Origin of the sequence: Streptomyces sp. NPDC008317, from assembly GCF_042955955.1 — a bacterium.
In the GTDB taxonomy this organism is placed as follows: Bacteria; Actinomycetota; Actinomycetes; order Streptomycetales; family Streptomycetaceae; genus Actinacidiphila.
In genome coordinates this window covers 853,405-866,037 of record NZ_JBIBFQ010000004.1, presented here as the reverse complement: position 1 = coordinate 866,037, position 12,633 = coordinate 853,405, and the positions used below count along the sequence as shown (strand labels likewise).

The window sequence follows — 12,633 nt, the reverse complement described above, 5'->3', positions numbered from 1 at the left end:
CACACTCGCGATCCCCGCATCCCGGCAGGCACGGGCAACGCGGACAGCAATTTCACCGCGGTTCGCGATGAGCACCTTGCGCACGATGGCTCCCTCCTTGAAACAAGCCGAGTTTAGGTACTGGCCACACTTGGTGCCGAGGCACCCCTGCACGTGAGCTTCCCCACACGGAGGGTGATCCATGGGCCTGAAGAACCCGTGAACGCCTGCTCAGTCCACGGTACGGCCCCGCTCGGGCCGATGTCCCGCACTCATCGGTGTGGGGGAGATCTCCCTGTAAGTCTGCGAAGAGACCTGACGTTCTTTTGTGGAAACCCTACGAATAGCGAGCGGAATCTTTGCCGTCGGTGTTTCCCGACCGGCCGCCGGTGTCCCCGAACGAGTGGGGTGACGTTCCGGATCGCGCGCGCCGGACTCCCCGTACGGGTGGAACGACCGGCGTGGCCAGACCCCTTGCCGCCGGTTGTACCGGTGAGTAGCCTGCGACAGGCGGGGGTACCAGCGGTAACCGGGCCCCGGACGACGGCCGAAGGGGACAGTGTGCGCAGAGGTATAGCCGTCGGCACCGCCGTGGTCCTTGTTCTCGAAGCCCTCACCATCGCCTTCGTAAACTGGATACTCGGCCTCGCCGTACGCCATCAGTCCATGTCGCTCGCCGGTCTCGACTCCGACGCCATGGCCATCGGATCGTGGGTGGGCGGCGCGCTGTTCGGCCTCTTCCTCATCCTGTGCGCGGTGCTCGTCGTGCGGATAGTGCGCCGCGACGAGATGACCGGCCGGGTCGCCAGGATCGTGCTCATCGTCTGCGCGGTGGTGCACGGCGTGGTCGGCGCGCTGGTCGTCGGCCTGATCGGCTGGTACGCGTTCGTGCTGATGATGGTGATACTGGGCGGCCTCGTCGCCACGCTGCTGATGTACGCGCCCGAGGACCGGCCGCGGGAGGCCGCCGAGAGCGGGACCGCGAACGGCAACGGCGGCGAACTCCCGCCGCCCGCCACGGCCTGAGCGCCCCCGGAACCGGCCCCAGACCCGGAACCGACCCCGGAACCGGCCCAGGACCGACCCCGGACCCCGCCTCCCGCGCCAGCTGACGGCGGCTCAGACCCACAGATCGGTGATCCGTACCCCCAGCTCGGCCAGCAGCCGCCGCAGCAGCGGCAGGGACAGGCCGATCACGTTGCCCGCGTCGCCTTCGATGCCCTCCAGGAAGGGCGCGGAGCGGCCGTCGAGGGTGAACGCGCCCGCCACGTACAGCGGTTCACCGCTCGCCACATACGCGGCGACCTCGTCGTCGTCCGGCGTCCCGAACCGTACGGTCGTGGACGCGGTCTCGGCGACCTGCTTGCCGCTCGCGGTGTCGATCACGCAGTGCCCGGTCCGCAGCACCCCGCTGCGCCCGCGCATCGCCTGCCAGCGCGCCACCGCCTCGGCCGCGTCCGCGGGCTTGCCCAGCGCCTGGCCGTCGAGTTCGAGTACGGAGTCGCAGCCGATCACCAGCTCGCCGCCGTCGAGCGCGCCGCTCCCGGCCACCGCGTTGGCCTTCGCCTCGGCCAGTACGCGGGCCAGTTCGGCGGGCGTGGCGGCCGTGATCGCGTCCTCGTCGACACCGCTGACGATCACGCGCGGGTCGAGGCCCGCCTGTTTCAGCAGCCCGAGCCGGGCGGGCGAGGCGGACGCGAGGACAAGGGTTCTGGAGCTGCTCATCGGCCCATCGTAGGCACCGACACCCGTACGGGGGACGCCGGTTCAGGACGCGGGTTCACGGCCGCGTCCGGGGCGGCTGGCGGCGCCGGTGCCGCTCTCCGGGCCGGTCCTGGCCGGTGCGGGCCGTTCTCCGGGCCGGTCCTGGCCGGGACGCGCGGGTTCACGACCTCCAGGTCGCCACCAGCATGACCACGGCGGCTGCCAGCGCGATCACCAGCATCGCGCGGCGCAGCATCGCCTGCGCCTTGCGCATCTCCTCCGGCGGTTCGTCCCGCGGGTCCGACCACAACATGTCTCCAGGGTTGCGCCCCGGCGAACCGGAGCGCCTGAGTACGGATACTCAGGATCACCCTGTTACTGGTGTGACATCCGCCGCCGACCCGACATTCCGCTCACGCGGGCCACGCCGACGCCCGCCACGCGCCGGGCCCCGGCGCCGGTACGCCGCGCGGCACATTGCGCGCCAGGTCGGCCCAGCCGTCCAGCGGGGCCGGGCCGTCGGCGCTCTTCCCGGCCGCCGCGGCCCGCGCCTGGACGAGGGCGACGACGGCCGCCAGTTCCTCGGGGGTCGGGCTGCCCCGCTCCACCTTGATCACCATGAGCGCTCTCCTCCTCGGCTCGCGGGTCCGTGTCCGGCGGGTCCCGCGGGTCCTCGCCCCCGGGCCCCGCGCGGTCCGTCTACAGCGGGATGTTGCCGTGCTTCTTCGGCGGCAGGCTCTCCCGCTTGTTGCGCAGCGTCCGCAGCGCCTTCACGAGCTGCGCGCGGGTCTGGGAGGGCGCGATGACCGCGTCCACGTAGCCGCGCTCCGCGGCGATGTACGGATTCAGCAGCGTGTCCTCGTAGTCCGCGATGAGCCGCGCCCGCAGCTCCTCCGCCTCCTGCGGGGTGGCCGCCTCCGCCAGCGTGCGGCGGTGCAGGATGTTGACGGCGCCCTGCGCGCCCATCACCGCGATCTGGGCCGTGGGCCAGGCCAGGTTCAGATCCGCGCCCAGGTGCTTGGAGCCCATCACGTCGTACGCGCCGCCGTACGCCTTTCGAGTGATGATCGTGATCAGCGGAACCGTGGCCTCGGCGTACGCGTAGATCAATTTGGCACCGCGGCGGATGATGCCGTCCCACTCCTGACTGGTGCCGGGGAGAAATCCGGGAACGTCGACGAAAGTGACCACGGGGATGTTGAAGCTGTCGCAGGTCCGCACGAAACGCGCCGCCTTCTCGGAGGCGTTGATGTCGAGACAGCCCGCGAATTGGAGCGGCTGGTTGGCGACCACGCCCACGGGACGGCCTTCGACACGGCCGAGACCGGTGAGGATGTTCGGCGCGAACAGCGCCTGGGTCTCCAGGAATTCGCCGTCGTCCAGGACGTGCTCGATCACCTTGTGCATGTCGTACGGCTGATTCGCCGAGTCCGGGATCAGCGTGTCCAGTTCGAGGTCCTCGTCCGTGACCGCCAGATCCGCCTCGGCGGCGAAGGACGGCGCCTCCTGGAGGTTGTTGCTCGGCAGGTACGACAGCAGCGCCTTGACGTACTCGAAGGCGTCCTTCTCGTCACCGGCCAGGTGATGCGCGTTCCCCGACGTCGAGTTGTGGGTACGGGCGCCGCCCAGCTCCTCCATGCCGACGTCCTCGCCGGTCACCGTCTTGATCACATCGGGACCCGTGATGAACATGTGCGAGGTCTGGTCGACCATCACCACGAAGTCGGTGATCGCGGGGGAGTACACCGCGCCGCCCGCGCACGGGCCCATGATCAGGCTGATCTGCGGGATCACCCCGGAGGCGTGGGTGTTGCGGCGGAAGATCTCGCCGTACATGCCGAGCGAGGTGACGCCCTCCTGGATGCGGGCGCCGCCGGAGTCGTTGATGCCGATCACCGGGCAGCCGGTCTTCAGCGCGAAGTCCATCACCTTGACGATCTTCTCGCCGTAGACCTCGCCGAGCGCGCCGCCGAAGACCGTGAAGTCCTGCGAGAACACCGCGACCGGGCGGCCCTCGACCGTGCCGTAGCCGGTGACGACACCGTCGCCGTACGGCCGGTTGCTCTCCAGGCCGAAGTTGGTCGAGCGGTGCCGAGCCAGCTCGTCCAGCTCGGTGAACGACCCCTCGTCCAGGAGCAGTTCGATCCGCTCGCGGGCCGTGCCCTTCCCCTTGGCGTGCTGCTTGTCCACCGCGCGCCCGGAGCCCGCGTGCGTCGCCTCCTCGATACGGCGGCGCAGGTCCGCGAGCTTGCCCGCGGTGGTGTGGATGTCGTGTTCCTGCTCGGACATGGAGGCGGCTCTCCTGCTCTCGGCGGGACTTGCTGACTGGCCGGTAACGCTGTTCCGTAGCGTAGTGGCGACTCTGGGGTACGAGCAGTGCGGCGTTGGACACACTCCGGTACCCGCCTCATAGGGTGAGGACATGACGCCCAGCCGCTGGTCCGACCTGGAACGACCGCCGCTCAACGCCGCCGCGCTGCGGCGCGCCGTGGTCACCCCCGACGCGCTGTGGACCGCGCTGGACGTGGTGGACGCCACCGGCTCCACCAACAGCGACCTGGCCGCCCGCGCCGCGCGGGGCGCCCCCGAGGGGGCGGTCCTCGTGGCCGAGGAGCAGACCGCGGGCCGCGGACGGCTGGACCGCCGCTGGTCGGCGCCGCCGCGCTCCGGGCTCTTCTTCTCGGTACTGCTCCGACCGGGTGGCGCCATGGCCGCCCGTACCGCGCCCGACGGCACGCCGCTCCCGGCACACGCCCCGGTGCCGGTGCACCGCTGGGGCTGGCTGCCGCTGCTCGCCGGGGTCGCCACCGCCACCGCCCTGTCGCGGGCCGCGGGCGTCGACACGGCACTCAAGTGGCCCAACGACCTGCTGGTCACCGTGGACGGCGAGGAACGCAAGGCGGGCGGCATCCTCGCCGAGCGCGCGGGCGACGACGGCGTCGTCATCGGCATCGGCCTCAATGTGTCGCTGCGCGCCGCCGAGCTGCCCGTCCCCACCGCCGCGTCCCTCGCCCTGGCCGGGGCCAAGGGCACCGACCGCGACCCGCTGCTGCGGGCGGTCCTGCGCTCGCTGGCCGACTGGTACGGAGCCTGGCGCGCGGAGGACGGCGACCCCGCCGCGTCCCGGCTCCAGCAGACCTACGCGGCGGGCTGCGCCACCCTGGGCCGGGAGGTCCGCGCGGAGCTGCCGGGCGACAAGGAACTGGCCGGTACCGCGGTCGGGATCGACGGCGACGGCCGCCTGGTGATCGCTACCCCGGACGGCGCCGAGCAGCCGGTCGCCGCGGGCGACGTCGTCCACCTCAGGCCCGCGCGCTGACGCGGCGGGACACCGCCGCGGAGACCGGCTCGCGCGCCGTTCCGTCGCGCGTCACGGGTGTCTCACCGGCGCCCTGGTGAGAGTGAGCCACGGCACACCTGCCGTATCGTTGAGGGGCTGCGTCGTCTCGATGATCGGAAGGGCTGTGCGCAGGGATTCCTCAAGGGCTGGGCGGTGAGCGTGGAGAACGCGGGCACCCCGCCAGACGAGCCGCACGACTCGGATCCGGGTGCCGCCCCGGAGCCGGACGGCGTCGATCCCGCCGACCCTCCGATCGCACCGGACGCCGCGGACGTACCCGACCCCGTGAACGCGCCGGATCCGGCCGATTCCGTCGACGGCACGGACGCGTCAGACCCGGCCGACCCGGCCGACCCGGCCGACCCGGCCGATCCAGTGGATCTTGAGGAGCCGGGAGAGCCGGGCGAGTCGGGGGAGCACCCACTGGCGCTGCGCCTGGAACAGCTCATCCTCGGCGCGCCCCGCCGCTACACCCCCTTCCAGGCCGCCCGCACCGCGGGCGTCTCCATGGACCTGGCCTCCCGCTTCTGGCGGGCCATGGGCTTCGCCGACATCGGCCAGGCGCGCGCGCTCACCGAGGCGGACGTCCTCGCCCTGCGGCGGCTGGCCGGCCTGGTCGAGGCGGGGCTGCTCAGCGAGTCGATGGCCATCCAGGTCGCCCGCTCCACCGGCCAGACCACGGCCCGGCTCGCCGACTGGCAGACCGACTCCTTCCTCGAAGGTCTCACCGAGCCGCCCGAGCCGGGGATGACCCGCGCGGAAGTCGCGTACCCGCTGGTCGAACTCCTCCTGCCGGAACTGGAGGAGTTCCTCATCTACGTCTGGCGCCGCCAGGTCGCCGCCGCCACCAGCCGGGTCGTGCAGTCCGACGACGAGGAGGCCGTCGACCGGCGGCTGGCCGTCGGCTTCGCCGACCTCGTCGGCTTCACCCGGCTCACCCGGCGCCTGGAGGAGGAGGAACTGGGCGAGCTGGTCGAGGCGTTCGAGACCACGGCCGCCGACCAGGTCGCCGCGTACGGCGGACGGCTGATCAAGACCCTCGGCGACGAAGTCCTCTTCGTCGCCGACGACCCCGGCACCGCCGCCGAGATCGGCATACGCCTCATCGAGACCATGACCGGCGACGACAGCATGCCCGCCCTGCGCGTCGGCATGGCCTTCGGCACCGTCACCACCCGCATGGGCGACGTCTTCGGCACCACCGTGAACCTCGCCTCCCGGCTCACCTCGATAGCGCCGCGCGACGCCGTCCTCGTCGACGGCGACTTCGCCGAGGCGCTGGGCGAGGCCGGTGACGCGCCGCTGTCCGAGGCGGACGTGGACGCCACCGAGGCGGAGAAGTACCGCTTCGCCCTCCAGCCGATGTGGCGCCGCCCCGTGCGCGGCCTCGGCGTCGTCGAGCCCTGGCTGCTCTCCCGCCGGGACTGAGGTCCGCTCCGCCCCGACCGCGCCACGGGCGCGCGCTCCGGCCTGCCCGCGCGCCGCGTCCCTGACGCCGTGTCCCGCTTCCGCCGGGTCACCCGACATCCCTTCGCCTCTTTTGGCGTGCCCTCTTGCCCACCCTGTTGGTTCCTTAGTACGGTAGGGAACCACCAGAGCAACGGAGGCAGGATGTCACTCCTGGAAGAGGGCGGGCCGATCTTCGCCCAGATCGCGGCCGAGCTGGCGAATCAGATCGCCGACGGGACGGTGGGCGAGGGCGAGCGCGTCGCGTCGAGCAACGAGCTCGCGGTCTTCTACCGGGTCAACCCGGCCACCGCGGCGCGCGCGCTCACCGTCCTGTCGGACGAGGATCTGGTGGAGAAGCGGCGCGGCGTCGGCATGTTCGTCGCTCAGGGCGCGCGGGACCGGCTGGTGCGGGGCAGGCGGCGGCGCTTCGCCGAGCGGTACGTACGGCCGCTGGCGGTCGAGGCGGCGCGCCTCGGGATCGGGCAGGACGAACTGCTCGGCCTGCTGCGCGACGAGCTGGCCTCGGTCGCGGTGACGTCGCAGGCGGCGGGCGCCACCGCGCCGCACTCCGCACCGCACTCCGCGCCGTCCGCCGGAACCCCGGCCGCCACGACCGCCCCGCCTGGTACCACGACCGCCACCACGACCACGGCGGCGACGGTCGGGGGCGACGTATGAGCCCGGTCGTCTCGCTGACCGGCGTCGGACGCGCCTTCCGCGACCACCAGGCGCTCACCGACGTCAGCTTCGAGCTGGACACGCCGTGCATCGCCGGACTGGTGGGCCGCAACGGCGCGGGGAAGACGACGCTGCTGCGCATCCTGGCGGGCCAGGAGATCGCCACCTCCGGGACCGTGCACGCCTTCGGCGCCCGGCCGTTGGAGAACGACGCGGTGCTGCGCCGGATGATCCTCGTCCGCGAGGACCAGACGTACCCCGACCTGAAGGTGCGGCACGCCGTCGCGGCGGCCTCGCTGCTCTACCCGAACTGGGACAAGGAGCTGGCGGGCACGCTGCTGGACGCGTACGAGCTGCCGCCGACCCGGCCGATCAAGAAGCTCTCGCGCGGCATGCGGACCGCCCTCGGCATCATCATCGGGCTGGCCGCCCGCGCCGAACTCACGCTGTTCGACGAGCCGTACGCGGGCCTCGACGCGGTCGCCCGCTCGCTCTTCTACGACCAGCTCCTCGCCGACTACGCCGCCCACCCCCGGTGCGTCGTGCTCTCGACCCACCTCATCGACGAGGCCGCCGAACTCCTCGACCGCGTCCTGGTCCTGGACCGCGGCCGGCTGGTCCTCGACGCGCCGACCGAGGAACTGCGCGGCACCGCCACGACCGTCACCGGCCCGGCCACCGCCGTGGACCGCTTCATCGCCGCCCGTGCGACGCTGAGCCGCCGCACGATGGGCGCGCAGACCAGGGCGGTGATGGTAGGCCGCCTGGACGACCGCGACCGCGAACTGGCCGCACACCTGCGCCTGCGCCTGGAGGAGTGCACCCTCCAGCAGCTCGCGGTCCACGCGGCCGAGCGTCACGGCGCGCCCGGCGCCGGACCCCACGACCCGTCCGGCCTCACGACTGCGAGGGCATCCTGATGCGTCCCACCCCGGTGCTCTCCGTCGTCCGGTATCTGCTGCTGGACCGCTTCACCTACCTCGTCCTGCCCTGGGAGTGGGCCGCCTTCGGCTTCGTCCTGGACGTGGTGATCCTGCGGCTCACCCCGGCGGCCCACGCCGACCACCGCTGGGTCGGCGGCCTGGCCGCGGCCTTCCTCGTGATGTTCGCCGTGGGCCTCCAGACCGTCGCCCGCGCGCTGCCGTTCGCCCTCACCCTCGGTGTCAGCAGACGCACCTACCTGCGCGGCGTCACCGCCCTGGCCGGGGCCCTCGCCGTGACCTTCGGGCTGGTCGTCGCGGTCGGCCAGGTCCTCGAACGCGCGACCGGCGGCTGGGGCATGCGCATGGCCTACTTCCGCGTCCCGTTCCTGCTGGACGGCGCCTGGTACGTCTCCTGGCTCACCGCCGCCGTCGCCTTCTTCCTGCTGTTCGTCTACGGGATGTGGTACGGCCTGGTCTTCCGCCGCGCCGGGTTGCCCGGCACCACGGCCTTCGGCGGGGCGCAGCTCGGGGTGCTGGCCCTGGTCGCGCTGATCGCCACATGGGCGCACGGCTGGAAGGGCATAGGCCACTTCTTCGCCGGGCTCACCGCCCTGGGGGTCACCGGGGTCCTCGCGGCCGTCGTCGCCGTGCTGCTGGCCGGGGGATTCGCGACCGTCCACCGTATGACCGTATGAATCCGACGTGAGGCGAGCGCCGTCCGGCCCTGTGCGACCGTGCCGTCCCCCGCGGGGAGGGGGATGGCAGGATGGGGGTTCACGGTCGTTAACCGGAGGGCGGGCGAATGGAAGCGCAGGGGACGGCGGAACGACGGTTCGGGGAGTGGGTGGCGGTCCGCCGGCACGGCGACCGCGTCGCGGAACTGGTGCTCGACCGGCCGAAGGCGATGAACGCCGTCTCCACGCGGATGGCCGTCGCGATCGGCGACGCCTGCGCGGCGCTGGCGGCCGACCCCGGTGTCAGCGTCACGGTCCTGACGTCCACCCATGACAAGGCGTTCTGCGTCGGCGCCGACCTCAAGGAGCGCAACGCGTTCACCGACGCCGACCTCGTACGCCAGCGCCCGCACACCAGGGCCGCGTACACCGGCGTCCTGGAACTGCCGATGCCCGCCGTCGCGGCGGTGCACGGCTACGCGCTCGGCGGCGGCTTCGAGCTGGCGCTCGCCTGTGACGTGATCGTGGCCGACGAGACGGCCGTCGTCGGCCTGCCCGAGGTCTCGGTCGGCGTCATCCCCGGCGGTGGCGGTACCCAACTGCTGCCCCGCAGGGTCGGCGCCGCCCGCGCGGCGGAACTGGTCTTCACCGCCCGCCGCGTACCGGCCGCCGAGGCGCTCGCCCTCGGCCTGGTGGACCAGCTCGCGGCCGGGAACGACGCCCGCGCCGAGGCGCTGGCGCTGGCCGACCGGATCGCCGCGAATTCGCCGGTCGGCCTGCGCTCGGCCAAGCGCGCGCTGCGCCTGGGCCAGGGCCTCGACCTGCGCGCCGGGCTGGAGATCGAGGACGCCGCCTGGCGCGCCACCGCCTTCTCCGCCGACCGCGCGGAAGGCGTGGCCGCCTTCAACGACAAGCGGCCCCCGCGGTGGCCCGGCGCGTGATCGCCGCGCGCGGCCACTGTGCGTAGTCGCCGACGGGCGGGCGCAGCGCCGAACGGGCTCCGTTCGGCGCAGCCAGCGCTCCAAACCGGACAAACCTCCCTAGCCTGGACAGATGGTGGACGGGACGGCCGATCTCCGGCTTCGAGCGGTCGTCGAGCTGGCACAGGCACTGGCGACCGAACAGACGCCGCTGGCCGCGGTACGGGCCGGGGCGCGGCGGGCGCGGCTCGCGATGGACGCGTCCTTCGCGGCGATCTCGACGTGGGAGCGGGAGACCGGGCGGCTGCGGGTCCTGGTCAACGACGGGGAGCTGGCGCCCGGCGAGGAGCCGGAGCCGGACGACGAGTCGTACTCGGTGCACGACTTCCCGGAGATCGTGGAGTTCCTGCACGGTGAGTGGGCGCGCGGCGGCGAGCCGCACGCCTGGGTGGAGACCGCCGAAGGAACCGGCGCGTCGCCCGGCGGCAGCAGTTGGGGCCGGGCCGCGGCGCTGCGGCGGCGCGGACGCGGCTCCTGCGTGGTCGCGCCGATCGTGCTGCACGGCAGGGCGTGGGGCGAGCTGTACGTGGCCAGGCGCGCCGGGGTGTCCGGCTTCGACCGCGGGGACGCCGACTTCGCGACGGTGCTGGCCGCCGTCATCGCCTCCGGGATCGCCCAGACCGAACGGCTCGCCGAGGTGCAGCGGCTGGCCTTCACCGACCCGCTGACCGGGCTCGGCAACCGCCGGGCCGTGGACGTACGCCTCGACGAGGCGCTGGAACGGCACCGGGCGGACGGGGCCGTGGTCAGCCTCGTGGTGTGCGACCTCAACGGTCTGAAGAAGGTCAACGACCGGCTCGGGCACGCCGTCGGCGACCGGCTGCTGGAACGATTCGGCTCGCTGCTCTCGCTGTGCGGCGCCATGCTTCCCGGCAGCCTGGCCGCCCGCCTCGGCGGTGACGAATTCTGCGTCGTGGCCGTCGGGCAGGAGCCGGACGAGGTGGTCGCGGCGGCCGACGAGCTGTGCGGGCGGGCCGCGCAGCTCGAAGTCGGCGAGGGCGTGGCCTGCGGCGTGGCGTCCACCGGCGATCCGATCGGGCCCGTGCGCTCGGCGCGGCGGCTGTTCCGGCTGGCCGACGCGGCGCAGTACCAGGCCAAGGCGCTGCGCGCGGCGCACCCCGTCGTCGCGGGGCGCGCCGGGCCCGAGGACCCCGTCGTGCGGCTCGCCGACTCGCCGCCGGCCCGCGAGGGCGAGCGCCGCCGCATCCGCGGCAACCGTCCTTAGGGCGTGTCCGCGACGTCCCGTCCGGCCGGGACCCGCGGGGGCGGGGCCGGAGAGTGCTGGTCGCAGAGGGGAGTGACAGGGCGGCTTTCAGTGCTTAGGGTGCGTGAATATGAATATGCATAACGTGGTCATCGGTGCGCACGGCGCCCCCGCCGACGACGTACTCGCCGTGGCGCGCGACGGCGCGCGGGTGGAGCTGGCGCCGGAAGCGCTGGCGGGGATCGCCAGGGCGCGTGAGGTGATCGAGGCGCTGGCGGCGAAGCCCGAGCCGGTCTACGGGGTGTCGACGGGCTTCGGGGCCCTGGCGGTACGGCACATCAGCCCGGAGCTGCGGGCCCAGTTGCAGCGCAGCCTCGTACGGTCGCACGCGGCGGGGATGGGTCCGGCGGTGGAGCGCGAGGTGGTCCGCGGGCTGATGTTCCTGCGGCTGAAGACGCTGGCGTCCGGCCGTACCGGGGTGCGCCCGGTGGTCGCGGAGACGATGGCGGCGCTGCTGAACGCCGGGATCACGCCCGTCGTCCACGAATACGGCTCGCTCGGCTGCTCGGGCGACCTCGCCCCGCTGGCGCACTGCGCGCAGGTGCTGATGGGCGAGGGCGAGGCGGAGGGCCCGGACGGTACGGTGCGCCCCGCCGCGGAACTCCTCGCGGAGCACGGCATCGAGCCGGTCGTCCTGCGGGAGAAGGAGGGCCTGGCCCTCATCAACGGCACCGACGGCATGCTCGGCATGCTGGTGATGGCCTGCGCCGACCTGGCCCGGCTCTTCACCGCGGCCGACATCACCGCCGCGCTGACCCTGGAGGCCCTGCTCGGCACCGAGAAGGTCCTCGCCCCCGAGCTGCACGCGATCCGCCCGCACCCCGGCCAGGCGGCCAGCGCCGAGAACATGCGCCGGGTGCTGGAGGGGTCCGGGCTCACCGGCCACCACCAGGACGACGCGCCGCGCGTGCAGGACGCGTACTCCATCCGCTGCGCCCCGCAGGTCGCGGGCGCGGGCCGCGACACCCTCGCGCACGCCCGCCTGGTCGCCGAGCGCGAACTGGCCGCCGCCGTCGACAATCCGGTGGTCCTTGAGGACGGCCGGGTCGAGTCCAACGGCAACTTCCACGGCGCGCCGGTCGCGTACGTCCTGGACTTCCTCGCCATCGCCGCCGCCGACCTCGGCTCCATCGCGGAGCGCCGCACCGACCGGCTGCTGGACAAGAACCGCTCGCACGGCCTGCCGCCGTTCCTGGCCGACGACCCCGGCCTCGACTCCGGTCTGATGATCGCCCAGTACACGCAGGCCGCGCTGGTCAGCGACATGAAGCGGCTCGCGGTGCCCGCGTCGGTGGACTCGATCCCGTCCTCCGCGATGCAGGAGGACCACGTCTCCATGGGCTGGTCGGCGGCGCGCAAGCTCCGTACGGCCGTCGACAACCTCACCCGGATCATCGCCGTCGAGATGTACGCGGCCACCCGCGCGCTGGAGATCAGGACCACGACGGGCGAGCAGCGCCCGGCGCCCGCTTCGGCCGCGGTCCTGGCGGCGGTACGCGCCGCGGGCGTGCTGGGCGCGGGCCCCGACCGCTTCCTGTCGCCGGACCTGGAGGCGGCCTACCGCTTCGTACGGGCCGGAGAGCTGGCGCGCGCGGCGGAGTCGGTCACCGGCCCGCTCGCGTGAATCCGTGAGCGGAACGGC

General features: G+C 73.2%; 14 protein-coding genes. 9 read left to right on the top strand and 5 right to left on the bottom strand.

The window, feature by feature from the left end; genetic code table 11:
• Positions 1-84 (bottom strand): biotin carboxylase N-terminal domain-containing protein (locus tag ACFY9V_RS17125; RefSeq protein ID WP_355335748.1); only part of this gene is annotated, 84 nt, incomplete at its 3' end.
• Positions 85-540: 456 nt separating this feature from the next.
• Between ACFY9V_RS17125 and ACFY9V_RS17120 the strand changes: the two genes are divergently transcribed.
• Complete coding sequence (locus ACFY9V_RS17120; RefSeq protein WP_355349849.1) at positions 541-1,005, top strand: hypothetical protein; 465 nt, start codon at positions 541-543, stop codon at positions 1,003-1,005.
• 93 nt (positions 1,006-1,098) lie between these two features.
• On the opposite strand, the gene ACFY9V_RS17115 is transcribed toward ACFY9V_RS17120, so the two are convergent.
• The 4 genes from ACFY9V_RS17115 to ACFY9V_RS17100 form a co-directional block, all read right to left on the bottom strand.
• On the bottom strand, positions 1,099-1,704 hold the full coding sequence (locus ACFY9V_RS17115) for a Maf family nucleotide pyrophosphatase (protein WP_391161730.1): 606 nt from the start codon (positions 1,702-1,704) through the stop codon (positions 1,099-1,101).
• A gap of 160 nt (positions 1,705-1,864) precedes the next feature.
• Positions 1,865-1,996, bottom strand: a complete 132-nt coding sequence (mmpB, locus tag ACFY9V_RS17110) for a morphogenic membrane protein MmpB (RefSeq protein WP_262928358.1) — start codon at positions 1,994-1,996, stop codon at positions 1,865-1,867.
• 100 nt (positions 1,997-2,096) lie between these two features.
• Positions 2,097-2,303, bottom strand: coding sequence for an acyl-CoA carboxylase epsilon subunit (locus ACFY9V_RS17105; RefSeq protein WP_391161729.1), 207 nt, complete (start codon positions 2,301-2,303; stop codon positions 2,097-2,099).
• Between the two features lie 79 nt (positions 2,304-2,382).
• Positions 2,383-3,972 carry a carboxyl transferase domain-containing protein gene (locus tag ACFY9V_RS17100; RefSeq protein WP_391161728.1) on the bottom strand — a complete coding sequence of 530 codons (1,590 nt, stop codon included), beginning with the start codon at positions 3,970-3,972 and terminating at the stop codon, positions 2,383-2,385.
• 133 nt (positions 3,973-4,105) lie between these two features.
• Here ACFY9V_RS17100 and ACFY9V_RS17095 point away from each other — a divergent pair, with 133 nt between their 5' ends.
• The 8 genes from ACFY9V_RS17095 to hutH all read left to right on the top strand — a co-directional run bounded on the left by ACFY9V_RS17095 (position 4,106) and on the right by hutH (position 12,615).
• The gene (locus ACFY9V_RS17095) at positions 4,106-5,002 is read left to right on the top strand and encodes a biotin--[acetyl-CoA-carboxylase] ligase (protein WP_391049059.1); all 897 of its coding nucleotides are present in this window, start codon (positions 4,106-4,108) and stop codon (positions 5,000-5,002) included.
• Positions 5,003-5,398: 396 nt separating this feature from the next.
• Complete coding sequence (locus ACFY9V_RS17090) at positions 5,399-6,451, top strand: adenylate/guanylate cyclase domain-containing protein (protein WP_391161754.1); 1,053 nt, start codon at positions 5,399-5,401, stop codon at positions 6,449-6,451.
• 183 nt (positions 6,452-6,634) lie between these two features.
• The gene (locus ACFY9V_RS17085; RefSeq protein ID WP_391161727.1) at positions 6,635-7,150 is read left to right on the top strand and encodes a GntR family transcriptional regulator; all 516 of its coding nucleotides are present in this window, start codon (positions 6,635-6,637) and stop codon (positions 7,148-7,150) included.
• The gene (locus tag ACFY9V_RS17080) at positions 7,147-8,070 is read left to right on the top strand and encodes an ABC transporter ATP-binding protein (RefSeq protein ID WP_355349868.1); all 924 of its coding nucleotides are present in this window, start codon (positions 7,147-7,149) and stop codon (positions 8,068-8,070) included. Before ACFY9V_RS17085 ends, ACFY9V_RS17080 begins: the two co-directional genes overlap by 4 nt.
• Entirely contained in the window at positions 8,070-8,768 is a 699-nt protein-coding gene (locus ACFY9V_RS17075) for a hypothetical protein (protein WP_391049066.1), read from the top strand. The genes ACFY9V_RS17080 and ACFY9V_RS17075 overlap by 1 nt, the downstream gene beginning before the upstream one ends.
• A gap of 107 nt (positions 8,769-8,875) precedes the next feature.
• Complete coding sequence (locus ACFY9V_RS17070; protein WP_355349874.1) at positions 8,876-9,688, top strand: enoyl-CoA hydratase-related protein; 813 nt, start codon at positions 8,876-8,878, stop codon at positions 9,686-9,688.
• A 112-nt stretch (positions 9,689-9,800) separates the two neighbouring features.
• Positions 9,801-10,952: a sensor domain-containing diguanylate cyclase gene (locus ACFY9V_RS17065; protein ID WP_355349877.1), complete on the top strand. Its 1,152-nt coding sequence runs from the start codon at positions 9,801-9,803 to the stop codon at positions 10,950-10,952.
• Positions 10,953-11,061: 109 nt separating this feature from the next.
• On the top strand, positions 11,062-12,615 hold the full coding sequence (gene hutH / locus ACFY9V_RS17060) for a histidine ammonia-lyase (protein ID WP_355349880.1): 1,554 nt from the start codon (positions 11,062-11,064) through the stop codon (positions 12,613-12,615).
• Positions 12,616-12,633 lie beyond the last annotated feature (18 nt).

Bases quoted from the DNA above. Each gene is read 5' to 3' on its own strand.
- mmpB (WP_262928358.1), bottom strand. From the start codon at position 1,996: ATGTTGTGGTCGGACCCGCGGGACGAACCGCCGGAGGAGATGCGCAAG.
- ACFY9V_RS17100 (WP_391161728.1), bottom strand. From the start codon at position 3,972: ATGTCCGAGCAGGAACACGACATCCACACCACCGCGGGCAAGCTCGCG.
- ACFY9V_RS17080 (WP_355349868.1), top strand. From the start codon at position 7,147: ATGAGCCCGGTCGTCTCGCTGACCGGCGTCGGACGCGCCTTCCGCGAC.
- ACFY9V_RS17105 (WP_391161729.1), bottom strand. From the start codon at position 2,303: ATGGTGATCAAGGTGGAGCGGGGCAGCCCGACCCCCGAGGAACTGGCG.
- ACFY9V_RS17070 (WP_355349874.1), top strand. From the start codon at position 8,876: ATGGAAGCGCAGGGGACGGCGGAACGACGGTTCGGGGAGTGGGTGGCG.
- ACFY9V_RS17075 (WP_391049066.1), top strand. From the start codon at position 8,070: ATGCGTCCCACCCCGGTGCTCTCCGTCGTCCGGTATCTGCTGCTGGAC.
- ACFY9V_RS17115 (WP_391161730.1), bottom strand. From the start codon at position 1,704: ATGAGCAGCTCCAGAACCCTTGTCCTCGCGTCCGCCTCGCCCGCCCGG.
- ACFY9V_RS17065 (WP_355349877.1), top strand. From the start codon at position 9,801: ATGGTGGACGGGACGGCCGATCTCCGGCTTCGAGCGGTCGTCGAGCTG.
- ACFY9V_RS17095 (WP_391049059.1), top strand. From the start codon at position 4,106: ATGACGCCCAGCCGCTGGTCCGACCTGGAACGACCGCCGCTCAACGCC.
- ACFY9V_RS17085 (WP_391161727.1), top strand. From the start codon at position 6,635: ATGTCACTCCTGGAAGAGGGCGGGCCGATCTTCGCCCAGATCGCGGCC.
- hutH (WP_355349880.1), top strand. From the start codon at position 11,062: ATGAATATGCATAACGTGGTCATCGGTGCGCACGGCGCCCCCGCCGAC.